The organism is Bacillus cereus group sp. Sample62 (assembly GCF_036851315.1).
Classification (GTDB): domain Bacteria; phylum Bacillota; class Bacilli; order Bacillales; family Bacillaceae_G; genus Bacillus_A; species Bacillus_A wiedmannii.
Genome location: NZ_JAFLPK010000001.1, coordinates 1,385,227 through 1,411,287, shown reverse-complemented (window position 1 = coordinate 1,411,287; position 26,061 = coordinate 1,385,227). Strand labels below are relative to the sequence as shown.

Genomic DNA, 26,061 nt, shown 5'->3' with positions numbered 1-26,061 from the left:
ATTATTTGACCCCTGCCTTTACTCGCGGCTGTACGAAAGGCATCATTTCACGTAATTTTCGTCCAACTACTTCAATTTCATGTTTATTCTCTTTCTCATTTGTCGCATGGAAATTTGGTTTTCCTGCTTTATGCTCTGCAATCCAGCCTCTTGCAAATGTACCATCTTGAATTTCTGCTAGCACTGCACCCATCGCTTTCTTCGTATCTTCCGTTACAACACGTGGTCCTGATACGAAGTCGCCCCACTGCGCTGTATCTGAAACTGAATATCTCATATTTTCAAGTCCACCTTCATACATAAGGTCAACGATTAGTTTTAGTTCATGTAAACATTCAAAATATGCAAGTTCCGGTTGATAACCAGCATCAACTAACGTTTCAAATCCAGCTTTTACTAGCGCAGTTACTCCGCCACAAAGTACAGCTTGCTCTCCAAATAAATCTGTTTCTGTTTCTTCTTTAAATGTCGTTTCTAATACACCAGCTCTCGTCGCTCCAATTCCATCAGCATAAGAAAGTGCCTTTTCAGTCGCAACTCCTGTTGCATCTTGGTATACTGCAAATAATGCAGGAACAGCTCCGCCTTCAGTAAACGTACGGCGCACTAAATGACCTGGCCCTTTTGGTGCTACTAGAAATACATCTACATTAGCTGGCGGTTTCACTTGATCGAAGTGAACATTAAATCCGTGAGCAAAAACGAGAGAATTTCCTGCCTTTAAATTTGGCGCAATTTCCGCTTCATATACTTCTGGCTGCAGTTCATCCGGTAGTAGAATCATTACTACATCTGCTTTTTCCGCCGCTTCTGCTACTGTATATACAGAAAATCCATCTTCTTTCGCTTTATCCCAAGACTTCCCTTTTCTTAAACCTACTACTACATCAAATCCGTTATCACGTAAGTTTTGCGCATGTGCATGACCTTGTGAACCATATCCAATGATTGCTACTTTCTTTCCTTTTAATACATTTACCGTTACATCTTTCTCATAATAAACTTTTGTCATTTTCATTTCCCCCTATATTTAAATGATTATTGAATTAACATAACTTGCTTATCTTGTTTTTTCATACTACGTGTAAATGCTGTTACACCTGTTCTAGCAATTTCTTTCAAACCGTATGGACGAAGTAATTCAATTAACGCTTCTACTTTCTCCTGCGTACCTGTTACTTGCACAACTATGGAATCCTTCCCAACATCTATTACAGCGGCTCGAAACGGCTCAATTAAACTGTATAATTCTGCTCTTGCTACTGAAGTTGCGACTTTAATAAGTGCCAGTTCTCTTGCGATCATCGCTTCTTCTGTAATATCTGATACTTTCAGAACATCAATTTGCTTATGAAGTTGTTTAATTAACTGCTCAACTTGCTGTTCATTTTCAACGTGTACCACAATCGTCATCCGCGATATGTCTGATGACTCTGTATGACCTACTGAAATACTTTCAATATTAAAATGTCTTCGTGTCATAACACCTGTAATTCGGTTTAACACACCACTTTGATTTCGAACTGTCGCTGTAACAATTCTCTTCACCTTTTTTCCACTCCCTCCATTTGATGAACACCTTTCCCCGGCGCAACCATCGGCATTACCTTTTCTGATTGAAGTACACGACAATCAATTACGACTGGTTCTTGTAATTCAATCGCATGCTGTATTTGCTTCTTTGCAAGAAGTGGATCCTCTATGCGAACTCCTTTTATGCCATACGCATTCGCAAGAGCGACGAAATCTGGTTGACACGACAATAAAGAGTACGAGTATCTTTGATTATAAAATTCATCTTGCCATTGTCTTACCATTCCTAAAGCTTCATTATTTAAGATAAATACTTTAACAGGCAACGAGTGTTCTTTTAACACACTTAATTCTTGCAAGGTCATTTGAAATCCAGCGTCACCGACAATTGCAATAACTAGTTCCTCAGGCTTTGCAATTTGCGCACCAATTGCTGCTGGAAATCCAAAGCCCATCGTTCCTAATCCTCCTGAAGTTACCCATTTATCTGGATTTTTGAGCGGATAATATTGTGCCGCCCACATTTGATGTTGCCCAACATCTGTTGTTACAATCGCTTCTCCTTTCGTAATTTCATATAACATATCAATTGCGTATTGAGGCTTAATACTTTCCGAATTTCGTTTATAAGAGAATGGATACTTTTCTTTTCTACTCTTTAGTAAAGAGATCCATTCATGATGATTTTCTTTCTTTCCATCTGGTTGAAGTAATACTTCCAAAGCTCGTTTAGCACTTGCAACAATAGGAATTTCAGTCGGCACATTTTTTCCGATTTCGGCTGGATCAATATCGATATGCGCAACAGTCGCCTTTTTAGCAAAATAAGCTAAATTCCCAGTAAGACGATCGTCGAATCTTGCACCTATATTAATAAGTAAGTCGCATTCATATAACGCCATATTGGCTGTGTAAGAACCGTGCATTCCTCCCATCCCTAGAAAAAGTTCATCATCTGGCGGAAACCCACCAAGACCAAGTAATGTATGCACAACAGGAATTTCATATTTACGAGCAAAACTTGTTAACTCTTTCGAAGCCTTCGCATGTAATACACCTGCTCCAGCTAAAATTAACGGCTTGTTTGCAGCCCTAATTGCTTGTAATAATTTGTTTGTTTGGAGTAAATTCGGTTCATAATTAGGGTTGTATCCTGGTAAATCCATTTGTACGTCATTACATCGTTCCCCTTGCTCTACTACCATATCTTTCGGAAGGTCAATAACGACTGGGCCTGGTCTTCCTGTTCTAGCAATATGAAATGCTTCTTTAATAATTCGAGGTAAATCCGAAGCCTTTCGCACTTGATAGTTATGTTTTGTCACTGGCATCGTAAGCCCCATAATATCCGCTTCTTGGAAAGCATCACTTCCAATTAACGTCGTTGCTACTTGCCCTGTAAATACAACAAGTGGTAATGAATCAATCATCGCATCTGCTAGACCCGTAATAACATTTGTAGCACCTGGCCCACTCGTTGCAATGACAACCCCTGGATTGCCAGTAATTCTGGCATATCCTTCCGCGGCGTGAATAGCTCCTTGCTCATGCCTTGTTAAAATATGCGGAATTTCACAGTCATAGAGTGCATCATAAAGAGGTAAAACAGCACCACCAGGATAACCGAAAATCACTTCTACTCCTTCCTTTTCTAATGCTTCTAACAATAGCTGTGCACCAGTTGCCAGTTTCTCTTCCGTTTTTGAAGACATTGTTCTTATAAGCCCCCTTTTTGAAAACTTTTATCAATAAAAAAAATCCTACGTCCACACTCCAGCTATGTGCTGAAGGGACGAAAGATTTCGCGGTACCACCCTTCTTCGCAAGATTACTCTTGCCTCAGTGACCCATAAATGAGTCTAGCTAATAACGGAGCTACCGTCTAAGCCTAGACAAATGCTTCAGCTTAGCACTCAAGGGCGATGTTCGTCGACGTGAACCATCGGTTTTCAGCAACCACCGACTCTCTGTGAGGCTTCACAATCAACTACTCCTCCCTCTCAACGCTTTCTTATGTTATAAAAAGTTGTTATCCAACTTTATTTTCTTCGTAAATCTTCTCCCCATCTTCTACAACTAACTTTCGGAATTCTTCTAATAAACGATTCGTATGTGGACCTGTTTGCCCTAAACCAATCGTTCTACCATCTACTGTCGTAACAGCAATTACTTCAGCAGCTGTTCCTGTTAAAAATACTTCATCAGCTACATATACATCATGTCTTGTAAATAACTCTTCTCTAACGTCATATCCAAGTTTTTCACCGATTTCTAAAATAGCGTTTCGTGTAATGCCTTCTAACGCTCCTGCAGAACTTGGTGGTGTAATTAATTTATTTCCTTTTACAATAAACACGTTATCTCCTGAGCCTTCAGCTACGTATCCTTGATCATTTAACATAAGTGCTTCTTGTACTCCAGCTAATTTCGCTTCAATACGAACTAATATATTGTTTAAGTAATTTAAAGATTTTACTTGAGGCGACAAAACATCTGGACGGTTTCGGCGCGTTGCAACTGTTACAACCGGAATCCCCTTTTCATAATATTCTTGCGGGAATAAAGATAGTTGTTCTGCAATTACTACTACATTCGGTTTCTTACAAGAATCAGGATCTAATCCAAGATTTCCTGCTCCTCTCGATACAACAAGGCGAATGTATCCATTAGATAATTTATTTTGTCGAATCGTCTCAACAACAATATTCGTTACTTCATCTAAAGAATATGGAATTTCTAACATGATGGATTTTGCTGATTCATATAACCGGACAAGATGCTCTCTCAAACGGAAAACATTACCGCTATATACTCTAATTCCTTCAAATACTCCATCGCCATATAAATAACCATGATCATATACTGAAACTTTTGCCTCGTCTTTTGGAACAAATTCTCCATTTAAGAAAATCCATTGCTCGTTCACTGGAAAGCGCCTCCTATGTTCTATGAATTTTTTATTGTTTCCTAGTTTACTCTCCTTTCTAAATAAATCAAGTGAATTTTTAGAAAATTTATAATTTTTAATCGTACGTACATCTTTGATTATATTGATTTAAAAGCATTGTTAACGTTTACAAAAAGTCAAAAAATTTTTTTCGTCAATTTCCACTAAAAAAAATATTTGTTTAAAAGAAGGATTTTCATCAATTGATACGAATCTATTGTATTCAATAAACGGACGTCCGTTTTTATAAATTCGGGAATATATAACGACTTTTGCTGAAAAAGGGGGAAAATAATAAAAATAACGCTGTCTAAAAATAACATTCATATTTTTCGTTTCGTAATCATAATCCTATTTTTAAAAAACAATTTGTCAAAATGAAGGAGGAAATCAATATGGCGTGTGTACAAATTAAAGGAACGAGACAAGAGGTAGTAGAAATGCTTCAACTATTTGATCTAATGGATACGAAAGGTTTTTGTAAATTCGATAATTATGTAGAGGTAGAACCAAATAATAAAGAACAGAATAATTTTATTGCTTCAATTGACATTCATTCAAATACTTCTTCTGCCCAAGATACTTTAAACGATCAATTCGTAAGTCAAATGCTTACTGGTGTATATAACGACTAAATAAAGTGATACTTGAATCAAGCTATCCGTAAATAGCAGGATAAATATATGCGATGTACTAGAGCATACTAGCAACTAGATGGTAGGAGGTGAGAATTATGGCTAGAATTGGCGTTGAAAACTCATTAACAGATGTTCAACAAGCTCTTCAGCAACAGGGACATGAAGTTGTTACCCTGGGCTCCGAACATGATGCACAAGGGTGCGATTGTTGTGTTGTAACTGGGCAAGATTCTAATATGATGGGTATTGCAGATGCATCGATTAAGGGATCGGTAATTGCAGCTCATGGTTTAACAACAGATGAAATTTGTCAGCAAGTTGAGAGCCGCACTTAAAAAAGAAAGAGGACTCCTTTTGAAAAGGAGTCCTCTTTTTTATATTCACCTAACGGGAAAGTAACATATACTGGATGAAAGCCCTACCTCTCTCTCATCATTACGGTTCCACTGACCGCTCCTTGATTCACTAGTATACATATAAAGCCTACAATAATAATTTATAGGGTTTGTTCACAAAAGTTGTTGGTAAGACTACCCGATCTTTCGCAAACTTTTCGTATTATATTTATAAGATTTATTTACTTTACACTAGCTGTAACCGAGACACGAATTAAAATTTTAACACCAATACAATAACTTGTCAACATTTTTTACAAATTAAAAACAGACAGTAACGGTTTGTCTGTTTTAGAATGGAGCTTTTTCTTTTATTACATATACAACAAAACCGCTTACTAACATACATAAGCCAACTACTAAGTTTTTGATATTAATCATAAATTCCTCTCCCTTATTCCACACATCATATATATTTACAGTTCAATTATTCCGATCATCCTAAAGCGCACTTTTTCTAATATATCATAATTCCTAAAAAATGCAAGTTCACTTTTGGCGACCATTTACAAATTTATCTACAGTGCTTGGTACAGTATTTAAAGCCTTTTCAATTAAATGTGTACTACTATTAAGGTGTAATACTTGCACACCGTTAGAACCAACTACTAAAAAAGCAACTGGGCTAATGGAAACCCCAGCCCCGCTTCCGCCTCCAAATGGATGACTTTGCTTGTTCTCTTTATGCTGCCCTTGTCCGTTATTATGTTTTTCGGAAATAAAATCACCTTTAAAGTCACTTCCGCCGGCACCAAAACCAAAAGCCACTTGAGATACTGTTAATACTACATTTCCATCAGCCGTCGAAACCGGACTTCCAACAATCGTATTTACATCTACCATCTCTTTTAAATTAGTCATTGCTGTTTTCATTAAATTTTCAATTGGATGTTCCATTATGTATTGCACCCTTTCCTCATTATTCTTTTTTATACTTTCCAAAATAGAGGAAGTCATACTAACTTTTCCTATTTCAAAAAACAATTCCACTCTTCTAAGTAGAATTATGCCTTGTACACGCTCGGATAAAGTAAAACTTTAATCAATGAGGTTTTGTTCATCACCCATTAAGTATTAACCCTCACCAATCGGGCGTTTGCGGATCACAAATAGCGGGATAAAAAAGAAAAAGAGATGCATACTACTATTGAACCTTGTTATGAAAGGAGTCATGACTTTGACTGAGAAATTTGATGAGTATAAAAAAAGAGATAGAATAGATAGTGATTATAGTGACTATAAAGAAGAATATGCAGCTGAGGTTGCACCACAGCGCATTGATTATGATTACGATGAGAAGGATCATAAAGATGATGTAAGATCGTCCGCCGCTGGATCAACTGCTGGCTTTATCGCTCTTGCTTTATCTATCTTATCACTCTTCACTTTCCCAACATTATTTGGTCTTGTTTCTGTATTACTAGGGATTTACGCTTATAATCGCGGAGCTACTGTAACTGGTGGTATCGCTGCAATTGTCGGCGGAATTGCTGCACTCATTGCAATTTTATTCCGAGTAGCGCTTGTCGGATTATTGTTCTCCCTTTTTTAAAAAGAAAAAGGTATCTCGCTTTATGCGGGATACCTTATCCTGTAAATACATCTTCCGATGGATATTTAATTTTTTGTTTTGCTGGTCGTGCTAAAGAAAAGACAAGTGTTAACGGTCCGATTAATCCGCAAAACATAACAAACATAATAATACATTTTCCAAACGCTGATAACTTTGCAGTAATTCCCATCGTTAACCCTACTGTACCAAACGCTGAAATTGTTTCAAATAGTAACTGAATAAAGCTGAAGTTTTCTGTAAGCATTAATACAAATACCGCTGCAAAAATGAGTATTTGACTGGCAACAGCAATAGCTAACGCTCTCGTTACTGTTGACATTTTAATTGTGCGCTGAAATAAAACGATTTCCTCTTTTTTTCTAAAGAAAGAAAGGACGGATGTAACTAAAATAACAAACGTTGTTAATTTAATCCCTCCACCTGTTGATACACTTCCTGCACCAATAAACATTAAAACCATCGTAAATAATATAGATGATTCTTCCATTCCCCCGTAGTCAACTGTATTAAATCCAGCAGTACGAGGAGTAATACCTTGGAAGAAAGAAGCCCATAACTTTTCATTTAAAGGTAAATTCCCTAACGTCTTCACATTATTATATTCCAATACAAAAATCACAATCATTGCTATAACATTTAACGCTACCGTTCCAACAATCATGATTTTAGAATGAAGTGATAATTTTCGAAAGCTACGACTATACCATATATCAATTAATACGGTAAAACCGAGACCACCTATTACGATTAAAGAGCAAATCCCAATATTAACAATAGGATCTCCTACATACCTTGTTAAATTATCCGGCCATAGAGCAAATCCAGCATTATTATAAGATGCAATAACGTGAAAAATACTATAGTATACACCTTTTCCAAAGCCAAACTCTGGAATAAAGCGAAACGATAAAAAGATGACTCCAATAAGCTCAATACAAATTGAAAATATAAAGACACGTTTTACTAATTTTACAAGACCACCTATATTTGTCTGATTAAATGCCTCTCCGATTAATAATCGATGGCGTAACCCGATTTTTTTACCTAATACCCAAACAATTAAAATGGCAATTGTCATAAGACCTAAACCACCTGTTTGAATTAAAAACATAATAACAATCTCGCCAAACATCGTAAACGTACTTGCAGTATCTACTACTCCTAATCCCGTTACAGTTGCTGCTGACGTTGCCGTAAAGAAAGCATCTACCCAACTAATATGTACTTTCGTTGCAAATGGTAACTTTAATAACAAACCGCCAACCACAATTAAGCAGAAAAAACCTAATGCTAATATTTGTGGTGGATTTAATCGTATAAAACGATTATACAGCCCTTGTCTTTTTGTTACTTCCATATTCACTAACTCCCTTTTCCCCTCATAACTAAAGGCTTATAAGAAACCTTACATAGCGGGATAAACCTTATATTCTTATAATATAGTTGAGCATAATCCTTTTTTTTAAAGATTTCAACTTTTATTTATACTCGAACTCCACTTCATTTTATGACAAGAAACTTTCTATTATATTTATTCGTACTCTACAACTCTCGCAACAATCATTTTATATGTATCATTTCTCAAATTCTCATACCTTTCACTCTATGTTCACACCAAGGTCACATCCAACTTTTATAGTATATGTATCGAAGTTGTTCCTCCCTAATTTATAAGACATTCCCCAGTGTCTTGAACAACTTCCATCCCTAATTAAATTGACATAAATTGTCCCCTTCCTTGACCATCTCTTATGTGATGGTCTTATTTTTTGTTTACTCTACCTCTTATTTAAAACTCCCTCTCCCTTTCACTCTATGTTCACACCAAGGTCACATCCAACTTTTATAGTATATGTATCGAAGTTGTTCCTCCCTAATTTATAAGACATTCCCCAGTGTCTTGAACAACTTCCATCCCTAATTAAATTGACATAAATTGTCCCCTTCCTTGACCATCTCTTATGTGATGGTCTTATTTTTTGTTTACCCTACCTCTTATTTAAAACTCCCTCTCTCTTTCACTCTATGTTCACACCAAGGTCACATCCAACTTTTATAGTATATGTATCGAAGCTGTTCCTCCCTAATTTATAAGACATTCCCCAGTGTCTTTGAATGGCTTCCATCCCTAATTAAATTGACATAAATTGTCCCCTTCCTTGACCATCTCTTATGTGATGGTCTTATTTTTTTGTTTACTCTATCTTCTATTTAAAACTCCCTCTCTCTTTCACTCTATGTTCACACCAAGGCCACATCCAACTTTTATAGTATATGTATCGAAGCTGTTCCTCCCTAATTTATAAGACATTCCCCAGTGTCTTTGAATAGCTTCCATCCCTAATTAAATTGACATAAATTGTCCCCTTCCCTAGACCATCTTATGTGATGGTCTACTTTGTTTTCTAACTAGATTTCCCAACTTTTCTGCTTACTTTAGCAAAAGCAATCTATATTTAAATACAAATTTTTACACAAAATATTCAGAAAATACTGTCAAAATAGGTAGTTTTTCGGTACAATTAATGTAGAAAGCAATTTCACAAAAATAAGGGGGGGTTTTATTGAAACAAACAAAAGCAATCTTAATTGCATTATTTCTCGGTTTAGTTGTCGGACTCACTTTAAATTTAGCTGCACCATCCATTTTTGAACCATTAAATCAATTTGTGTTCAATCCACTTGGTCAATTGTTTATTCGCCTCATTAAAATGCTAGTTGTTCCTGTTGTATTCATTTCTATCGTGCTTGGGGCTGCTGGGCTTGGAGACCCGAAACAACTTGGAAGAATCGGCTTAAAATCAATTTCATTCTTTCTTCTAACTACAGCCGTTGCTATCTCTATTGCAGTTACATTTGCACTGATTATTCAACCAGGATCTGGCGGTAACTTTAAAACAGAAGGGCTTAAATATGAAGGGGCAAAAACCGAAACATCTTTCGTCGATACATTGCTAAATATCGTACCAGATAATCCAGCAAAAGCGATGGCTGATGGAAACATGTTACAAATTATTGCCTTTGCCGTATTAATCGGACTCGGTATAGCTATTTTAGGAAAACGGGTCCAAGGTATCCATTCATTACTTGAACAGGGCAACGAATTAATGATGTATCTTGTTAATCTCGTTATGAAATTAGCTCCAATCGGAACATTTGGATTGCTCGCTTCATCCGTTGGTAAAATGGGTCTTGCAGGCGTCGCTGCGATGTTCAAGTATATGATTGTCGTTATGCTAGTACTTATTATTCACGGCGTCTTCGTGTATGGCGGATTATTAAAGGTATTAGCAAAAGAAAGCATTGTCCGTTTCTTTAAACATTTCGGACCGGTAATGGCAATTGGGTTTAGTACATCTAGCTCTAATGCATCTCTTCCATTTGCAATGAAAACAGCACAAGAAAAACTTGGTGTTCCAAAAGCGATAAGTTCTTTTGTACAACCACTGGGTGCAACGATTAATATGGATGGTACTGCCATTATGCAAGGTGTAGCAACTGTGTTTATCGCTCAAGTATACGGAGTTGAGCTTACTATGACCCAATTAGCTGTCGTCGTATTAACTGCTGTACTAGCTAGTATCGGTACTGCTGGTGTACCAGGTGTTGGACTTGTAATGCTTACAATGGTTTTAAATCAAGTAAATCTACCGGTAGAAGGTATTGCCTTAATTATCGGTATTGACCGCATTCTAGATATGTCACGAACAGCTGTAAATATTTCCGGTGATGCAATTTGCGCAATGATCGTCGCAAAATCAGAAGAAAAATATAATACGGATCAATCTGCAGCGTCTTAAATCAAAAAAGGAGTGAAATGATTCACTCCTTTTTTGATTTACTTCCTTTTTTCGAACGATATTCTTTTCCTTTGTTATCATTACCAGTCTCAAATTCCGCACTAAACTCTTGCTGAAATTGCCCTGATTTTGGTGAGCCTTGATTTCCGCTCCCTTTACTACCATTTCGATTTGTCATATTTCTGCCCCCTTCCTTTATTAATAGTATGTTACATATTTTCTTTTTTATAATCTTTTACATACGAAAGAAGACCTTCCTCATATAAGGAAGGTCTTCTTCTCCACAATGCAAGCGTTTTCTTGTTTGTAATGGCTTAAATAAGTTTTTTAGAAATAGATATCATTATATTCATTTCTTCTTCTGAAAGTGCGGAGAATCTTTCTTGTAAATATTTCTTTTTCTCCCCTTCCATTTTTGCAACCAAATCTTTCCCTTGCTCTGTAATCTCTAAATATACAACTCTGCGATCTGACGTAGAACGTGAACGGGTTACAAAGCCTTTATTAATTAATTTTTCTGTAACAGCTGTAATATGACTATTCGACACATTTAACTCATTAGCTACACGTGATACCATTTCTTTATTCGTACGGTTCAATATTCTAAGGACGATGAACTCATTCCACGGTATGTAACCACCAAATATTTTTCCAATATCATTACGCAACGTGCGAAACATAGCAAAAACATTTGTCGATAGTTCTTCCATTAATTGCTCTCGATTTTGAGACAATTTTGACAGCCCCTTTTATTTCATTTAGTTAAATAAAAACCTTATTAATAATTTTACATGAAATCTTACTTTTTGTCACCTTATTTTCCCATAATTCGTAGTTTTTTAATATACATTTCATGATACAATAAAATTAAATTTCCAGAAAAAGGAGATGGAATAGTGAGTGAAGAAGACAAATTTTCTAATCTCAATCTAAAAGATAAGACTTTGATTATTGGTTTTGTTATTCTGTTTCTCATTATAATTTTTGCATTTATATTCTTTGTATATGTAGGAATCTTTCATATTACAGGTATAGAGTATAGATCACGCACTGCTTTACTTCTATTTTTTTTATTAATCACTTTCTTAGACGGTATTACATTCTTTACCTTCGGTTTCCTCAAGGCGTTGCTATATCCAATGACAAAAAATATGCCAAATTGGCTGGCTATTACTCTTTTTGCAATCATTGAAATTACGATAGATTGGTTCGTCATTCATACTGCCGACGATTGGATAGAGAGTGTTCAACTGTCCAACATTGCTGAATTATGTGTCGTACTATTCCTTTTCCTATTAAATAAATTATTAAGTGACAAGAAGGAGTAAGAATACAAGCTTTTCTATATAAAAATTGGTACAATGAAAACAAATCATACTAAAGAGGTGTTACTTATGAACTTACAACAATGGGCTGATAAAGGTATGTCCTTTGATACATATGTGAATGAAATGAAAGTAAATCAATACGAGCTACTGCACATTTACAATAACTTTTTAATTCCAAATGAATTACTTCCTGTATTAGAAGAACGCCAAAATGATGGCTGGCGTGTTATCGTATTAACAGCTGATTGGTGTGGTGACGCTCTTTTATGCGTACCTGTTATGAAACGAATTTCTGAAGTTGCAAATATTGATATGAGATTATTAATTCGCGATGAAAACTTAGAATTAATGGATCAATATTTAACAAATGGAACAGCACGTGCCATTCCAATTTTTATTTTCATTGATAAAGATGGAAATGAACAAGCCGTTTGGGGACCACGCGCTCCAAAAGTACAAGAGTTAGTAACTTCAATGCGCGCTACATTGCCTGAAAAAGAAGATCCAACATTCGAAGAGAAACAAAAAGAAATGTACGCTAATTTCCGTGCTACATTAGCTGATGATACTTCTCTTTGGGAACATGTAATGGAAAGCATGATGGAAAAAGTAGTAAAATAAAAAACTGCCGAACTCGGCAGTTTTTTTATTACATAATGAAGAAGAAATAGAATACCGCAGCTAAAATGAAACGGTAGTAAGCGAACGGTGTTAGTTTTACACGAGCTAATAATTTTAAGAATGAAACAATTGCAAGCATCGCCACAACGAATGCTGTAATAAATCCAGTTGCAAATAATGGGATATCAGCCGTACTTAATATATCCCAGCTTTTAATTAAATCTAAACCACTTGCAGCTACCATCATTGGTACTGCTAAAATAAATGTATATTCAGCCGCCGCTGTATGTGACACGCGAGCTAATAAACCACCACTTATTGTAGAACCAGAACGAGAAAATCCTGGCCAAAGCGCTAAACATTGGAACATTCCAATTGTAAAAGCTTGCTTATATGTGATTTCATCTAATGTTCTTGCTGTACTTGGTTTCGAAAACTTCTCAGCAACAATCATTAAAATACCACCAGCCACTAAACTGATGACAACTGGGCCTGGCCCAAATAAAACTTCTTTAATCGCACTATGGAACAATACGCCAAGTACGCCGGCAGGAATCATCCCGATAATAATATGTAATAAATTTAACGATGGTCCGTCTGTTACTTTCCCTATACCTACTAAAGACCATAGGCGCTTCCAAAATATAACAACAACTGCTAAAATCGATCCCAATTGAATAACAACTTCGAAAACTTTCGCTCTCTCGTCGTCAAATCCAAGTAAATGACCTGTTAAAATCATATGTCCTGTTGATGAAACTGGTAAAAACTCTGTTAAACCTTCAACAGCCCCCATGATTATTCCAATTAACCAATCAGCCACGAGTAGTGCCTCCTTAATAACGAATATGTAATTTTTCACACCTTATCATAATACCTTATCCCCTTTTAAAGTGCATCCTTTTTTTATTGATTGTACATGTTGTATGCGCGTATTTCTTTTCTATTTTTTGATTAAATTGTATGATAGTAAGAGTTTGTTTTTTTAGCGGAAAGGGGATTTTATGAAAGAAACTAATTCATTCTCACAAAAATTAAAGCAATTTGTATTACTATTTTTCCCGATTTTCGTAACGCAAATGTCATTATTTGCAATGAGTTTTTTCGATACGACAATGTCAGGGCACGCAAGTCCTATTGATTTAGCGGGTGTTGCTATCGGAACAAGTATATGGCTTCCCGTTAGTACCGGATTAACAGGAATTTTAATGGCTACTACTCCAATTGTTGCGCAACTCGTTGGATCAAAGAAAAAAGAGGATGTTCCCCAAGTTGTCATACAAGCAGTATATTTAGCAATTTGTGCTAGTTTCGTGGTCATCCTTATCGGTTTCTTCGCTGTTTCACCTATTTTAAACGGCATGCGCCTGGAAGAACCTGTGGAACGTATTGCGGCACAATTTTTAAGTATTATTGCAATTGGAATTATCCCTTTATTTACTTACACTGTTTTACGCGGGTTTATTGATGCATTGGGAAAAACTCGCACAACGATGATCATTACATTACTATCATTACCAATTAACGTAGTATTAAATTATGTATTAATTTTTGGTCATTTCGGTTTTCCAAAACTCGGTGGTGTCGGAGCGGCAATTGCTTCTGCAGCAACCTATTGGTGCATTTTAATTATTACCGTTATTATTATTCGTACGAAAGAGCCTTTCGCATCTTTCAATATCTTTAAACAATTATATCGTCCTTCTCTTTCGAGTTGGAAAGAGTTCTTAAAACTTGGCGTTCCTATCGGATTTGCTATCTTTTTTGAAACGAGTATTTTTGCTGCAGTGACACTTATGATGAGTAATTTTAGTACGACAACAATCGCAGCTCATCAAGCAGCTATGAACTTCGCTTCCTTGTTATATATGACTCCTTTAAGTTTAGCAATGGCAATGACCATCGCTGTTGGATTCGAAGTTGGAGCAAAACGATATAATAACGCAAAACAATATGGATTTATCGGGATAGGCTTAGCACTTGTATTTGCCCTATTATATTCAATTCTTCTCTACTTCTTTGATGATGAAATTGCTTCTATTTATACGACAGATATACAAGTTCATCATTTAGCAAAAGAATTTCTTATATTTGCGATTTTATTTCAAATTTCAGATGCAATTGCAACTCCTGTACAAGGGGCACTACGTGGTTATAAAGACGTAAATGTTTCCTTAATTATGACATTAATCGCTTATTGGGTAATAGGTCTCCCTCTCGGTTACATATTAGCAACTTACACTGACTGGGCAGCAAAAGGATATTGGATCGGTCTTATTATCGGTCTAGCATTTGGCGCCACCTTCCTTCTTGTCCGTCTCTTTCAAGTTCAAAAAAAATATACAACAGAAAACCGCCGCTCACGATAGAGGGGCGGTTTTCTTTATGCATATTTTTTCTTTGAACGTATAACATAATGAAAAAGAAAGGTGGATACATATGGACGAAAAAGAAAAAAAGCAATCATTCGATGAAGAATTCGCCCCTGAAATTTCACCTGGATATCGACAAGATGTACATAAGCCACCTAAAAATAAAAACATCTCGTTTTTAATGGGCATTACCATTTTTGCCGCTGTGTTACTCGTACTCATCATTTTCGTTTATTTTTGATGGAAGGTGGTCTATTATATGAAGAAACAAAATTCCAATCGTTCAAAAAGAACTGTGAAAACAGAAAAAGGGTATGCAGGTGATTCTGTTCTTACTCAAAAACAAGTCGAGCAAGGAAATTTATATATTGCTCAAAAAGAACTTGGTCAACAAAATGAAAACCTTTAGAATCCCTCAAAGAACTGGGGGATTTTTTTATCCGCTATTTGTAGCACTCATTCATGTTTCACTTTATTGTACATACTGTTTTTGTTCTAACACCTTAAATATATTATTAACCTTTACAATTTTTATTTCATAATTCAATTTCATTTCGCTTCTCTTACCATTTTCAGTACCCTCAACGTACGCTGCAGTTTGATAACGAAAACTTTCATCCGTCACTTCACGTATGTCCTCGTTTGTAAATCTATACTCTAAATCCCGAAACCGATTTGGATAATAATTTCCTATTAATTGTTCATACCCTCTATTTACAAATAGTTCTTCACCTTTTCGTTTCATATCTTCTTTATTATTAAGCTCAAACACTGATAATTGCTCTGTCACAAAATGTTCTCCTACCTTTTTCATTTCATTATGAGTTAAAGTTTCTATACTTTTGTTCTTTAATTCATTATTTAATCCGTACTGATCAATCAGTTTAAAGCTAGCAAAAACCTCTTCTTTATATGACCAAAACAATCCAAAAGCGATACATAGAGAAATGAGGAATAGTCTTTTCTTCGTAATACTCCCGCCCTTCTTCATAATGATAGTTATATTTTAACATATAGAAAGAAAATTCTGATATCATAAAGTAGAATAACTTAACTTAGAAATGAGGAACAATTATGGACTCTTACAAACAGTATATAAAAGAAGCTTTGCCTAATCTTTCTATACATTCATATAAACAAAATGAAGAAGGATGGGATAATGTAGCAGTTATAGTAAATGATGAGCTACTGTTTCGTTTCCCGCGAAAACAGGAATATGCAATGCGAATTCCTTTAGAAAAAGAACTGTGCATAATTCTCTCTCATTTGCTACAAGAAATCGAGGTTCCAAAGTATCACCTATTATATAAAAATGATGCTGATACTTTTCCACTTTGTAGTTACTATACTCTCATTCATGGTGAACCGTTTAAAAAAGAAATAGTTACCAAGCTAGAGAAAAAAGAACTTGGAGTAATTATTACACAATTAGCGACTTTCCTTGCGGCTCTACATAGTATTCCTTTAAAGCTTGTGAAGGCATTAGAATTCCCTACAGAAAAAACACTTACCTACTGGAAAGAGCTACAAACAAAATTAACTCAATATCTTACCAATAGTCTTACTTCATACCAGAAATCAGCGTTAAATTGTTTATTCGAGAATTTCTTTACATGTATCGATACATCCACTTTTCAAAATACCATTATTCACGCTGACTTTACACATCATCACATTTTATTTGATCACCAAAATAAAACCATTTCAGGTATTATCGATTTTGGTGATGCTCAAATTGGAGATCCCGCCTTTGATTTTGCTGGGCTATATTATGATTTCGGACATGAATTTACTACATCAGTATATGAACAATACAGTACGCTTATTTCACACCATGATCCATTACTCATTCACCGCATCACGACCTTTTATCAATACAGTCCTTTACTACATAATATGATTTATAACTTTGAAACAAAGAATGAACTTAAATTCCTAGAAGGTACTGAACAACTGAAAGTAATACTACAGGGATGACATTACATTCTCTCCCGATATTCTCTCTCCTCATACATCATTAACTTTTTATCCATTTCAACAATGACTTGATACAGTTGAAATGCTTGTAAAATTTGCAGTTGAATTCCAAAAGGAGCATTCTGTTCTTTTAACCATTGAAATACTTTCGTTTCATCTTCCATTGATTATTCCTCCCTTTATTAAAATCTGCTACAAATATACGGTAAATGATGAAAAGCTTTTCATGTCAATAACAAAAAAGGATGCAAAATTGCATCCTTTAATGTACGATATTTTTCTTCTGCTTCGCTTCTTTCTTTACTTCTTCCCCTTGGCATTCCCTGCGAAACGCACAACTCATACACTCAGAACGAAAATGACGCTCTGTATAATGCTCAGGTTGTTGTAACATTTCTTTCATTCTAGACAAATCAGCCATTCCAGTTATAATATCTTCCTGTTTCGGAATGTACTCATACTTAGTTCCTTCTATTAAATTAATAACTTCAATTTTTCCGGGAAGAATTCCAAAAGCTTTATAACTGAATACTGTCATTAACTTTTGACAAAGAGCAAGCATTTCCTCATCCGCATCGACAACATACTTTTTAATTACAAACGACTCAGTACTCCACTCACCAACTTCTAATGTCAATGACATGTGGACACCTAACTCTTCCATATATGTTTGAAATTTTTCATATAAAAATAACGGCGGTGTCTGACTATCATCTCTTTCAACAAACTGTAATAAGTGATCCGTTAACTTCGCTAACACAATATAATACTCCGTCTTTGAAGCAAACATATTAATCCTTACTTTTTTCCAATACTTTTCTATTAATATTAAAAGTACGATTTTCGTTTGTTGGCCCGCAGGTAGTGTGTAATATTCATTAATAATTCGATTCACAATCATTTGTGCGATTTGTTGCCATTCAAATGAAGAAGGTTCTCTTCTTTTTATATGACGGAAATAAAATTTATGCGGACAACGCATAAAATCATACAAATGATAATCTGTCATCGTTTTGATTGCGATTTTCTCATGCACTTGCTCTTCATCTCCCTTCTGCCATTAAGAAAGGTGTTTTACAAATTCAGCTCCAAACTGTAAACATTTTTCTACATCTTCATCTTCTGGCGTTAATTCTACTTTTAGTCCTTCTAACACAACTGCAGCTCCGCGCTCTTGTAGCTTTTCTATTAAAATGTCAACCGCCACGCCGTATTTCGGATAAGCCGAATCACATGATCCGAATACTGCTGCTTTTTTCCCGGTTAAATCAATAGAATCCATTGCATCATAAAAATCTAAGAAATCATCAGGAAGGTCACCATCTCCCCAAGTGTAAGCACCTAAAATAATTCCATCATACTGTTCTAGTATAGAAGCTTCTGGTGAATCCATAATATCGATAACTTCAATTTCATTTTCTGTTTCACGAATTGTACCTGCAATATGATCAGCCATTTCCTCTGTATTTCCACTCATACTTGCAAAAATCATTACTAACTTACTCAACTGAATCTCTCCTTTTACCTTGTATCTCTTTTTCTGTTGGAAGCGGACTCTTCTCATCTACATATTCAGAACGAATTACATTTCGTTGCCATTCCATATGCTGATCAACATCTTTATTTTTATCTTTTAATCCCCTCCGCAGAAGGTGAAATTTTTTTCTCATTAACATGTCTCATCCATCCTATTGATAATAATTATCAATTTCAACTACCCTTAGATTAATTGACAGTGATTATCAATGTCAATAACTATTTTTAAAAAAATGATTAAAATGTACAAGCTTGTCCGTTAGCTATTCATATACTATAAATGAGCATAGTTCTTTCTCAGCCCTCTCTGACGGAAAGAAATAAAAGCAACTGCGATAGAGCGCAGTTGCCTTTTTTTATACTTTTCTATGATTTTAGTAGTCTTATCGCTGTCTCTAAAAATAATTCCACTCCATAAATTAAAGCTGATTCATCTACATCAAATTTCGGATGATGATGCGGATAACAAGTATCTACCTTTTCATTCCCCGTCCCCAATTTAATGAAGCAACCCGGTGCCTTTCTTAAATATGCTGAAAAATCTTCTCCTCCCATAGAAGGTTCAAGCTTTACAACACGCTCATTCCCAAACAAATGTAGTGCACTTTCTTCTACTACTTTCGTAATATATTCATCATTAATAACCGGATCATATCCGTATCGATACGTATATGTATACTTTCCTCCATGTGCCTTTGTAATTCCGTTCACGATTTGCTCAATTTTCTCTTCTGCTTCTATTCTTAACGCTTGATTAAAAGAACGCACAGTTCCCATTAAAGTTGCTGCATTAGGAATAATATTATCAGCCATTCCCCCATGAAACTGCGTAACTGAAACGACCCTTTGCATAAAAGCACTTGTATTTCTTGATACGATATGTTGTAAATTTGTAATAATCTGCGCTCCGATAGCAATAGGATCTATCGTTTCTTCTGGCCTCGCCGCATGCCCTCCTTTCCCTTGAATTTCAACTGTAAATACGTCCGGTGCCGCCATCATCGGTCCATACGCAATTCCGATTTTCCCGCTCTCCAATCCAGACATAACATGTAAACCTATTACATAATCAACACCATCCATCACGCCTGCCTCAACCATTTCTTGTCCCCCGCCAGGATACACCTCTTCTGCGTGCTGAAAGAAGAGACGAATCTCACCTACGAAATCTTCCTTTATATTTGATAGCACCTCTGCTGTACTTAACAAAATAGCTGCGTGAGCATCATGCCCACATGCATGCATCATTCCTTTATTCACAGACGTATAAGATTTCCTTGTCTCCTCTTGAATTGGTAAAGCATCTATATCAGCTCGAATCGCAACTACTTTCCCTTGTCCCGTCCCTCTTTTAATTGCTAGTACACTATACTTCGTCGGTCTCGTTACTTCAAAAGAAGAAAATGAGCATAATGTATCATATATAAATTGTGAAGTTTCTTTTTCATGAAATGATAATTCCGGATATTTATGAAAATGCTGTCTCCATTTAATAATGTTTTCTTCTGAAATAAGATCCTTCCACATCCTCTTCATCAGAAATTCCTCCTCTTATGAAACTTTAACAATTCATACATTAACTATGAAAAACTCAAACGAATATTACATTTCTATACATTCTCCCAGACCACTTTTATACATTCACACAATCCACTTCCTATTTACATGTCAAACCCATTACAAATTCATGCTGAATGTAATATAATTGCTAAGTTAGGGATTTTCTTTTTTAGTATTTAGTGCTAATATCAGAAAAGAGCCTTTTGACTTATTTTTACCTAAAATGTGGAATTTTGTTTTTTTCACAATAATGTAGGACATGATACCTACAAAGAGCTATCATTTCATTAAGAGAGGGAAAGACATGGAAAGATTAAAAGAGATATGGTCTCGACCACTCACACAATGGGTTGCAAAGACGGTTTATTACCTTGCAATTTTATTTGCATTACTTTGGTTGTATGGATTCCATGATACAAACACAAGTACATTTATTTACAACGAATTTTAGGGTGGGAACGTTATGAAGTTATTAGAACAAATTGAAAAGTGGGCTATTGAAACGCCTGATCAAACTGCTTTTGTTTGGCGAGATGCGAAAATTACGTACAAACAATTAAAGGAAGATTCTGATGCGTTAGCACATTGGATTTCTTCTGCGTATCCAGATGATCGTTCACCAATTATGGTGTATGGCCATATGCAACCTGAAATGATTATTAACTTTTTAGGATGTGTAAAAGCTGGACACGCTTATATTCCTGTAGATTTATCTATCCCAGCTGATCGTGTACAACGTATCGCTGAAAATTCTGGTGCGAAACTACTTTTATCAGGAACTGAAGTAACTGTAACTGATTTACCAGTTCGCATTGTAAGTGAAGACAACTTAAAAGATATTTTCTTTACTCATAAAGGGAACACTCCAAATCCTGAACATGCGGTAAAAGGTGATGAGAACTTCTACATTATTTACACATCAGGAAGCACAGGTAATCCGAAAGGGGTTCAGATTACTTATAACTGCCTTGTAAGCTTTACAAAATGGGCTGTAGAAGATTTCAACTTACAAACAGGACAAGTATTCTTAAACCAAGCACCTTTCTCATTCGATTTATCTGTCATGGATATTTACCCATCCTTAGTAACAGGTGGTACACTTTGGGCAATCGATAAAGATATGATTGCACGTCCAAAAGACTTGTTTGCTTCTTTAGAGCAATCGGATATACAAGTATGGACTTCAACACCATCTTTCGCAGAGATGTGTTTAATGGAAGCATCTTTCTCTGAGAGTATGCTACCGAACATGAAAACATTCTTATTCTGCGGTGAAGTGTTACCAAATGAAGTAGCTAGAAAATTAATTGAGCGTTTCCCGAAAGCGACAATTATGAATACGTACGGTCCAACAGAAGCTACTGTCGCTGTAACAGGTATTCACGTTACAGAAGAAGTGCTTGATCAATACAAATCACTTCCAGTTGGCTACTGTAAATCAGACTGCCGCCTTCTTATTATGAAAGAAGATGGCACCATTGCACCTGATGGTGAAAAAGGTGAAATCGTAATTGTCGGTCCAAGCGTAAGCGTTGGATATTTAGGAAGCCCTGAATTAACAGAAAAAGCATTTACTATGATTGACGGTGAGCGCGCCTATAAAACGGGCGATGCTGGCTATGTTGAAAATGGTCTTCTATTCTATAATGGTCGTCTTGATTTCCAAATTAAGCTGCATGGTTATCGAATGGAATTAGAAGAAATTGAGCATCATCTTCGTGCGTGTTCTTACGTAGAAGGAGCAGTTATCGTTCCAATTAAAAAAGGTGAGAAATACGATTATTTATTAGCGGTTGTTGTTCCTGGCGAACATTCATTTGAAAAAGAATTCAAATTAACATCTGCAATCAAAAAAGAACTCAATGAGCGATTACCAAACTACATGATTCCACGTAAATTCATGTATCAATCTTCTATTCCAATGACACCAAATGGAAAGGTAGATCGCAAAAAATTATTGAGTGAGGTTACAGCATGACCGCATATGGATCATTTTATTTTTTCGCTATAGTGGGCATTTTATTAATACCTACTATCATAGCTGGATTAAAAGGTAAAATGTTGCGTAAATATAATGCCGTTTTAACATTAGTCATGATTGCTATTATCTTCTCGGATAAACCGAAGCAAGCGATTATGTTAGCCGCATTTATTATTTGGCAATATGCCCTAATTAAAGGCTATTTAATTTTAAGAAAACAAAATAATAGTACATTCATGTTTTGTATAGCTGTTATTTTATCGATTTTGCCACTTATTTTGGCAAAAATCGCACCATTTGTGCCTGAATTACATTTTATTGTTTTCGCAGGTATGTCTTACGTAACATTTAGAGCAGTACAAATGGTCTTTGAAGTTCGTGATAATTTAATTAAAGAACTTTCCTTCTTTAATTTCTGGGAATTCGTTTTATTCTTCCCTGCGATTTCAAGTGGACCTATCGATCGTTACCGTAGATTCCAAAAAGATATCCAAAAGCCACCTAGCGCTGAGGAATATCAAAAGTTACTATATACAGGGCTTAACCGTATTTTCCAAGGTTTTCTGTATAAATTTATAATTGCGCACTTGATAACAACATATCTTGTAAAGGCAGTATTCGCCAATCAAGATACACTTTTATCTAATACGATTTTTATGTACGCTACTAGCATGCAATTATTCTTTGACTTTGCAGGTTATAGTGCGTTCGTAATTGGTATCAGTTACATGATGGGAATTAAAACGCCAGAAAACTTTAATAAGCCATTCCTTAGTCGTAATATTAAAGACTTCTGGAACCGCTGGCACATGAGTTTATCATTCTGGTTCCGTGATTTTATTTACATGCGTTTCGTCTTTTTTGCAACGAAGAAAAAGTTAATTAAAAACCGCTACACAATTTCGTATATCGGTGCATTTTTAAACTTTTTCATCATGGGAATTTGGCACATCCAAGGAAGTGCTGTTGCGCAATATGTTATTTATGGTCTCTATCATGCCGCACTGTTTATTTTATTCGATATTTTCGAACGCAAAAACAAAAAGCATAAGTTTTGGCCAAACAATAAATTTACACACGTCCTTGCGATTGTAATTACGTTCCACGTTGTATGTTTCGGTTTCCTAATTTTCTCTGGACACCTTAACAGATACTTTTAATGCACCCTTCTTATACTAGTAAGAAGTTGCACATATAATATATTTCGGATATAAAGGAGATTTTAAAAATGGCAGAATTTAAAGAGCAAGTATTAGATATTTTAGAAGAAGTATGTGAAAACGATATTGTGAAAGAAAACTTAGATGTTCAATTATTTGAAGAAGGTATTCTTGATTCTTTCGCTGTAGTATCTTTATTAGTTGAATTCCAAGAGCGTTTAGATATTGAAGTTTCTATTTCTGATTTTGACCGTGACGAGTGGGCTACACCAAACATGGTTATTAAGAAGTTGGAAGAAATCCGATGAACAAAGCAAAATTTGGTCCGATGCTTTTAGCATTGGCCCTTTTTGCTGTATTCTTACTTATTCCAACGCGCTTCCTACTTCCACTTTTAAGTGATGAAAAAGTAGAACAAGCTGCCACTTCTTTAAAAGAAGAAAAGATTCAAAGTATGATATTACAGCAAAAGATGTTAGCAGACCCGAAATACCTTCCGATGTACGGTTCATCGGAATTCGCACGTATGGATGCTTTCCATCCATCAAATTATTTCAAAGTAAAGCCTGAAGGGTTCACACCATTCCTTCTTGGACGCGGAGGAACACAAGACCTTGTACATGTGTTAAACTTTGCATCTACAATGGATCAATTGAAAGATAAGAAAATGGTATTTGTTCTTTCTCCTCAATGGTTTGTACCACAAGGTATTGATGAAACACACTTTGCACCTAACTTTTCAAAACAACAAGGCTATCACTTACTTTTCAATGATGACTTAAAGCCTGAAATGAAAAAGCAAATTGCAAAACGTTTATTAAACTTTGAGATCGTTAAGAAAGAAACTTTACTAAAAATTTCGCTTGAAGGTATCGTTTATGATGATACAAAGCATAAAGTAAAAGCACTTGCTGCTAAACCTTTCGCTTATATTTATCGTAACATTTTAGATCGTAAAGATTTATTTACAGCAATGTTTGATATTAAACCGCATAAAGAAAAACTTGACCCTTCATTAAAACAAATGAATTGGGAAGAAGCTCGTAAACATGCAGATCAAACTGGTGCAGTAGAATCAGGATCTAACGAATATGGTATCGAAGATGATTACTTCAATAGCAAAATTAAGAAGAAGTTAAAGCAACGTGAAGGCTACTTAAAAAATGATGCTTATGATCAATCGCCAGAATATGAAGATTTACAAATTGTTCTTGATTTATTAAAACAATCTGGTGCAAAACCACTCTTCATTTCTGTTCCTGTAAAAGGTCCTTGGTACGATTACGCTGGCTTCCCGAAAGAACGTCGCGAATTGTACTACAAGAAAGTTCATGAGCAAATTGAGAAAGCTGGCTATCCAATTGCCGACTTCTCAAATCATGAGTATGATAAATACTTCTTAAAAGATCATATGCACTTAGGTTGGAAAGGCTGGGTTTATATCGATGAGGCCATCCAACAATTTTATAAAGCAAACTAATGAAAAGACCACTTGAATTATTCAAGTGGTCTTTTTCTATATATATTTTGTAATTGTTCGATTACGTTCTCTGCTTCTTTCATAACTCGCTCCACTACATGCTGAGCTGATTCTATTCGTGCTAATGATGACGCTTGCCCTGCCCAAAGCGACATGTATTCTCCTTTATTTTGTTTTGCTGCTTCTTGGCGTATTTTAGAGGTTAATACATTTTGCACTGGATACATCGGAAGCCCTTCTTCTTTCCCTTCATGTCTCTCTATAAATTCATTACGAATACCCCGCGCATATTTCCCGGAAAACGCACGGGTCACAGTTGTACTCGTATCTGTACTACGTAACACTGCTTCTTTATACACATCATGCGTAATACTTTCTTTACTCGTTAAAAAGGCTGATCCCATTTGAACAGCTTCTGTCCCCAGTGTAAATGCCGCAACAAGCCCTTGTCCGTTCATTACACCACCTGCTGCTACAATTGGGATATGCGGGACTGCCGCTACTAACTGCGGAATTAATGCAAACGTCCCAATCATAGCGTCCTGTTCTTTCCCAATAAACGTTCCTCTATGCCCTCCTGCCTCACTACCTTGACCAACAATAATGTCTACTCCTAATTCAGCAAGTACCCTCGCCTCTCTCACATGAGTAGCTGTTCCGATGACTTTTATTCCTCTTCTTTTTAAGTCATCTATTTCTTCTTTTTCTAACGTTTGAAATGCAAAGCTAACGACTGGTACGTTTTCTTCTATTAACACTTGTAATTGTTCTTTATAGCTTTTGGGGAGCTTTATCGCCTCTTCTTCCCCTATACCGAATTCTCTATTCATTCCGCTAAGTAATACCTTTGCCAAGTTTACTTTCTCTTCTTCTATCTGTATCTCTTTCGTTAACAGTAAATTAACACCGAAAGGCTTATCTGTTCGTTCCCTTATTTTATAAATCGCTTCACGAATTTGCTCAGGGCTCATATAACCTGCTCCAAGCGTTCCTAGTCCTCCGCTATTACTTACAGCTGCAACAAGCTCAGGCGTCGTAATCGCACCTGCCATACCTGCTTGAATGATGGGATACTTAATTTGTAATAGATCTGTTACGCGACTTGTAAACATCATTTCTCCTCCTATTCCCCTTATATCTTCTTTATTTGACAAACTTTC

Annotated in this window: 33 protein-coding genes and 1 other annotated feature; of the genes, 15 read left to right on the top strand and 18 right to left on the bottom strand. The window is 35.8% G+C overall.

The window, feature by feature from the left end:
- Position 1 precedes the first annotated feature (1 nt).
- The 5 genes from ilvC to J0835_RS07120 form a co-directional block, all read right to left on the bottom strand.
- A complete protein-coding gene (gene ilvC, locus J0835_RS07140; RefSeq protein ID WP_140386709.1) occupies positions 2–1,018 on the bottom strand; it encodes a ketol-acid reductoisomerase in 1,017 nt (338 codons plus the stop codon).
- 20 nt (positions 1,019–1,038) lie between these two features.
- Positions 1,039–1,548 (bottom strand): acetolactate synthase small subunit, encoded by a 510-nt coding sequence (ilvN, locus tag J0835_RS07135; RefSeq protein WP_000822948.1) that lies wholly within the window; start codon positions 1,546–1,548, stop codon positions 1,039–1,041.
- Positions 1,545–3,245 (bottom strand): acetolactate synthase large subunit, encoded by a 1,701-nt coding sequence (gene ilvB / locus J0835_RS07130; protein WP_087979919.1) that lies wholly within the window; start codon positions 3,243–3,245, stop codon positions 1,545–1,547. The genes ilvN and ilvB overlap by 4 nt, the downstream gene beginning before the upstream one ends.
- A gap of 73 nt (positions 3,246–3,318) precedes the next feature.
- Positions 3,319–3,546, bottom strand: a binding site (T-box leader).
- 16 nt (positions 3,547–3,562) lie between these two features.
- The gene (ilvE, locus tag J0835_RS07125; protein WP_048544941.1) at positions 3,563–4,459 is read right to left on the bottom strand and encodes a branched-chain-amino-acid transaminase; all 897 of its coding nucleotides are present in this window, start codon (positions 4,457–4,459) and stop codon (positions 3,563–3,565) included.
- 141 nt (positions 4,460–4,600) lie between these two features.
- Positions 4,601–4,807, bottom strand: a complete 207-nt coding sequence (locus tag J0835_RS07120; RefSeq protein ID WP_106382757.1) for a hypothetical protein — start codon at positions 4,805–4,807, stop codon at positions 4,601–4,603.
- Between the two features lie 68 nt (positions 4,808–4,875).
- Here J0835_RS07120 and J0835_RS07115 point away from each other — a divergent pair, with 68 nt between their 5' ends.
- Positions 4,876–5,115 carry a DUF3911 family protein gene (locus J0835_RS07115; RefSeq protein ID WP_087979918.1) on the top strand — a complete coding sequence of 80 codons (240 nt, stop codon included), beginning with the start codon at positions 4,876–4,878 and terminating at the stop codon, positions 5,113–5,115.
- A gap of 98 nt (positions 5,116–5,213) precedes the next feature.
- Complete coding sequence (locus tag J0835_RS07110; protein ID WP_000101010.1) at positions 5,214–5,453, top strand: YkuS family protein; 240 nt, start codon at positions 5,214–5,216, stop codon at positions 5,451–5,453.
- A gap of 351 nt (positions 5,454–5,804) precedes the next feature.
- Here J0835_RS07110 and J0835_RS07105 read toward each other — a convergent pair whose 3' ends face one another.
- Together J0835_RS07105 and ytfJ are read right to left on the bottom strand one after the other, a co-directional pair.
- Entirely contained in the window at positions 5,805–5,894 is a 90-nt protein-coding gene (locus J0835_RS07105) for a hypothetical protein (RefSeq protein WP_000608225.1), read from the bottom strand.
- Positions 5,895–6,002: 108 nt separating this feature from the next.
- Positions 6,003–6,470 (bottom strand): GerW family sporulation protein, encoded by a 468-nt coding sequence (gene ytfJ / locus J0835_RS07100; protein ID WP_002096773.1) that lies wholly within the window; start codon positions 6,468–6,470, stop codon positions 6,003–6,005.
- Between the two features lie 202 nt (positions 6,471–6,672).
- Between ytfJ and J0835_RS07095 the strand changes: the two genes are divergently transcribed.
- Positions 6,673–7,065 carry an imidazole glycerol phosphate synthase gene (locus J0835_RS07095; protein WP_073517663.1) on the top strand — a complete coding sequence of 131 codons (393 nt, stop codon included), beginning with the start codon at positions 6,673–6,675 and terminating at the stop codon, positions 7,063–7,065.
- A 34-nt stretch (positions 7,066–7,099) separates the two neighbouring features.
- Here the strand turns inward: J0835_RS07095 and J0835_RS07090 are convergent, their stop codons facing one another.
- Positions 7,100–8,443 (bottom strand): TrkH family potassium uptake protein, encoded by a 1,344-nt coding sequence (locus tag J0835_RS07090; protein WP_048561403.1) that lies wholly within the window; start codon positions 8,441–8,443, stop codon positions 7,100–7,102.
- A gap of 1,207 nt (positions 8,444–9,650) precedes the next feature.
- On the opposite strand from J0835_RS07090, the gene J0835_RS07085 reads away from it, so the two are divergent.
- Positions 9,651–10,886: a dicarboxylate/amino acid:cation symporter gene (locus J0835_RS07085; protein WP_087979917.1), complete on the top strand. Its 1,236-nt coding sequence runs from the start codon at positions 9,651–9,653 to the stop codon at positions 10,884–10,886.
- A gap of 22 nt (positions 10,887–10,908) precedes the next feature.
- Here the strand turns inward: J0835_RS07085 and J0835_RS07080 are convergent, their stop codons facing one another.
- Together J0835_RS07080 and J0835_RS07075 are read right to left on the bottom strand one after the other, a co-directional pair.
- Positions 10,909–11,064 carry a hypothetical protein gene (locus J0835_RS07080; protein ID WP_000184931.1) on the bottom strand — a complete coding sequence of 52 codons (156 nt, stop codon included), beginning with the start codon at positions 11,062–11,064 and terminating at the stop codon, positions 10,909–10,911.
- 136 nt (positions 11,065–11,200) lie between these two features.
- The gene (locus J0835_RS07075) at positions 11,201–11,620 is read right to left on the bottom strand and encodes a MarR family winged helix-turn-helix transcriptional regulator (RefSeq protein ID WP_000081442.1); all 420 of its coding nucleotides are present in this window, start codon (positions 11,618–11,620) and stop codon (positions 11,201–11,203) included.
- 162 nt (positions 11,621–11,782) lie between these two features.
- Between J0835_RS07075 and J0835_RS07070 the strand changes: the two genes are divergently transcribed.
- Complete coding sequence (locus J0835_RS07070; protein WP_087979916.1) at positions 11,783–12,214, top strand: YrvL family regulatory protein; 432 nt, start codon at positions 11,783–11,785, stop codon at positions 12,212–12,214.
- 33 nt (positions 12,215–12,247) lie between these two features.
- Positions 12,248–12,835, top strand: coding sequence for a thioredoxin family protein (locus J0835_RS07065; protein WP_002070995.1), 588 nt, complete (start codon positions 12,248–12,250; stop codon positions 12,833–12,835).
- Positions 12,836–12,863: 28 nt separating this feature from the next.
- On the opposite strand, the gene uppP is transcribed toward J0835_RS07065, so the two are convergent.
- A complete protein-coding gene (gene uppP, locus J0835_RS07060) occupies positions 12,864–13,658 on the bottom strand; it encodes a bacitracin resistance undecaprenyl-diphosphatase (RefSeq protein ID WP_087979915.1) in 795 nt (264 codons plus the stop codon).
- A gap of 181 nt (positions 13,659–13,839) precedes the next feature.
- Between uppP and J0835_RS07055 the strand changes: the two genes are divergently transcribed.
- The 3 genes from J0835_RS07055 (at position 13,840) to J0835_RS07045 (ending at position 15,616) form a co-directional block, all read left to right on the top strand.
- Positions 13,840–15,204, top strand: coding sequence for an MATE family efflux transporter (locus J0835_RS07055; RefSeq protein WP_087979914.1), 1,365 nt, complete (start codon positions 13,840–13,842; stop codon positions 15,202–15,204).
- Positions 15,205–15,274: 70 nt separating this feature from the next.
- Positions 15,275–15,448 (top strand): 2-isopropylmalate synthase, encoded by a 174-nt coding sequence (locus J0835_RS07050; RefSeq protein ID WP_087979913.1) that lies wholly within the window; start codon positions 15,275–15,277, stop codon positions 15,446–15,448.
- Between the two features lie 18 nt (positions 15,449–15,466).
- Positions 15,467–15,616: a hypothetical protein gene (locus tag J0835_RS07045; RefSeq protein WP_000744621.1), complete on the top strand. Its 150-nt coding sequence runs from the start codon at positions 15,467–15,469 to the stop codon at positions 15,614–15,616.
- 63 nt (positions 15,617–15,679) lie between these two features.
- Here the strand turns inward: J0835_RS07045 and J0835_RS07040 are convergent, their stop codons facing one another.
- Positions 15,680–16,198: a biotin transporter BioY gene (locus J0835_RS07040; protein WP_087979912.1), complete on the bottom strand. Its 519-nt coding sequence runs from the start codon at positions 16,196–16,198 to the stop codon at positions 15,680–15,682.
- Positions 16,199–16,281: 83 nt separating this feature from the next.
- Between J0835_RS07040 and J0835_RS07035 the strand changes: the two genes are divergently transcribed.
- The gene (locus J0835_RS07035; protein ID WP_087979911.1) at positions 16,282–17,184 is read left to right on the top strand and encodes an aminoglycoside phosphotransferase family protein; all 903 of its coding nucleotides are present in this window, start codon (positions 16,282–16,284) and stop codon (positions 17,182–17,184) included.
- 2 nt (positions 17,185–17,186) lie between these two features.
- Here J0835_RS07035 and J0835_RS07030 read toward each other — a convergent pair whose 3' ends face one another.
- The 5 genes from J0835_RS07030 to amaA form a co-directional block, all read right to left on the bottom strand.
- Positions 17,187–17,348, bottom strand: a complete 162-nt coding sequence (locus J0835_RS07030) for a hypothetical protein (protein ID WP_087979910.1) — start codon at positions 17,346–17,348, stop codon at positions 17,187–17,189.
- Positions 17,349–17,446: 98 nt separating this feature from the next.
- A complete protein-coding gene (locus J0835_RS07025; RefSeq protein WP_048561412.1) occupies positions 17,447–18,220 on the bottom strand; it encodes a hypothetical protein in 774 nt (257 codons plus the stop codon).
- A 24-nt stretch (positions 18,221–18,244) separates the two neighbouring features.
- Positions 18,245–18,691, bottom strand: a complete 447-nt coding sequence (locus J0835_RS07020) for a flavodoxin (protein ID WP_087979909.1) — start codon at positions 18,689–18,691, stop codon at positions 18,245–18,247.
- A complete protein-coding gene (locus tag J0835_RS07015; RefSeq protein ID WP_000929010.1) occupies positions 18,684–18,860 on the bottom strand; it encodes a hypothetical protein in 177 nt (58 codons plus the stop codon). The genes J0835_RS07020 and J0835_RS07015 overlap by 8 nt, the downstream gene beginning before the upstream one ends.
- A 226-nt stretch (positions 18,861–19,086) precedes the next feature.
- Positions 19,087–20,256 carry an N-acyl-aliphatic-L-amino acid amidohydrolase gene (amaA, locus tag J0835_RS07010; RefSeq protein ID WP_087979908.1) on the bottom strand — a complete coding sequence of 390 codons (1,170 nt, stop codon included), beginning with the start codon at positions 20,254–20,256 and terminating at the stop codon, positions 19,087–19,089.
- 328 nt (positions 20,257–20,584) lie between these two features.
- Between amaA and J0835_RS07005 the strand changes: the two genes are divergently transcribed.
- The 5 genes from J0835_RS07005 to dltD all read left to right on the top strand — a co-directional run bounded on the left by J0835_RS07005 (position 20,585) and on the right by dltD (position 24,901).
- Positions 20,585–20,731 (top strand): teichoic acid D-Ala incorporation-associated protein DltX, encoded by a 147-nt coding sequence (locus J0835_RS07005; RefSeq protein WP_000440293.1) that lies wholly within the window; start codon positions 20,585–20,587, stop codon positions 20,729–20,731.
- A 12-nt stretch (positions 20,732–20,743) separates the two neighbouring features.
- Complete coding sequence (dltA, locus tag J0835_RS07000; RefSeq protein WP_000770515.1) at positions 20,744–22,258, top strand: D-alanine--poly(phosphoribitol) ligase subunit DltA; 1,515 nt, start codon at positions 20,744–20,746, stop codon at positions 22,256–22,258.
- Complete coding sequence (gene dltB / locus J0835_RS06995) at positions 22,255–23,421, top strand: D-alanyl-lipoteichoic acid biosynthesis protein DltB (protein WP_087979907.1); 1,167 nt, start codon at positions 22,255–22,257, stop codon at positions 23,419–23,421. Before dltA ends, dltB begins: the two co-directional genes overlap by 4 nt.
- 68 nt (positions 23,422–23,489) lie before the next feature.
- Complete coding sequence (gene dltC / locus J0835_RS06990; RefSeq protein WP_000807310.1) at positions 23,490–23,729, top strand: D-alanine--poly(phosphoribitol) ligase subunit DltC; 240 nt, start codon at positions 23,490–23,492, stop codon at positions 23,727–23,729.
- Positions 23,726–24,901: a D-alanyl-lipoteichoic acid biosynthesis protein DltD gene (dltD, locus tag J0835_RS06985; RefSeq protein WP_048544965.1), complete on the top strand. Its 1,176-nt coding sequence runs from the start codon at positions 23,726–23,728 to the stop codon at positions 24,899–24,901. Before dltC ends, dltD begins: the two co-directional genes overlap by 4 nt.
- A gap of 17 nt (positions 24,902–24,918) precedes the next feature.
- Here dltD and J0835_RS06980 read toward each other — a convergent pair whose 3' ends face one another.
- Positions 24,919–26,013 (bottom strand): NAD(P)H-dependent flavin oxidoreductase, encoded by a 1,095-nt coding sequence (locus tag J0835_RS06980; RefSeq protein ID WP_087979906.1) that lies wholly within the window; start codon positions 26,011–26,013, stop codon positions 24,919–24,921.
- Between the last annotated feature and the right edge of the window lie 48 nt (positions 26,014–26,061).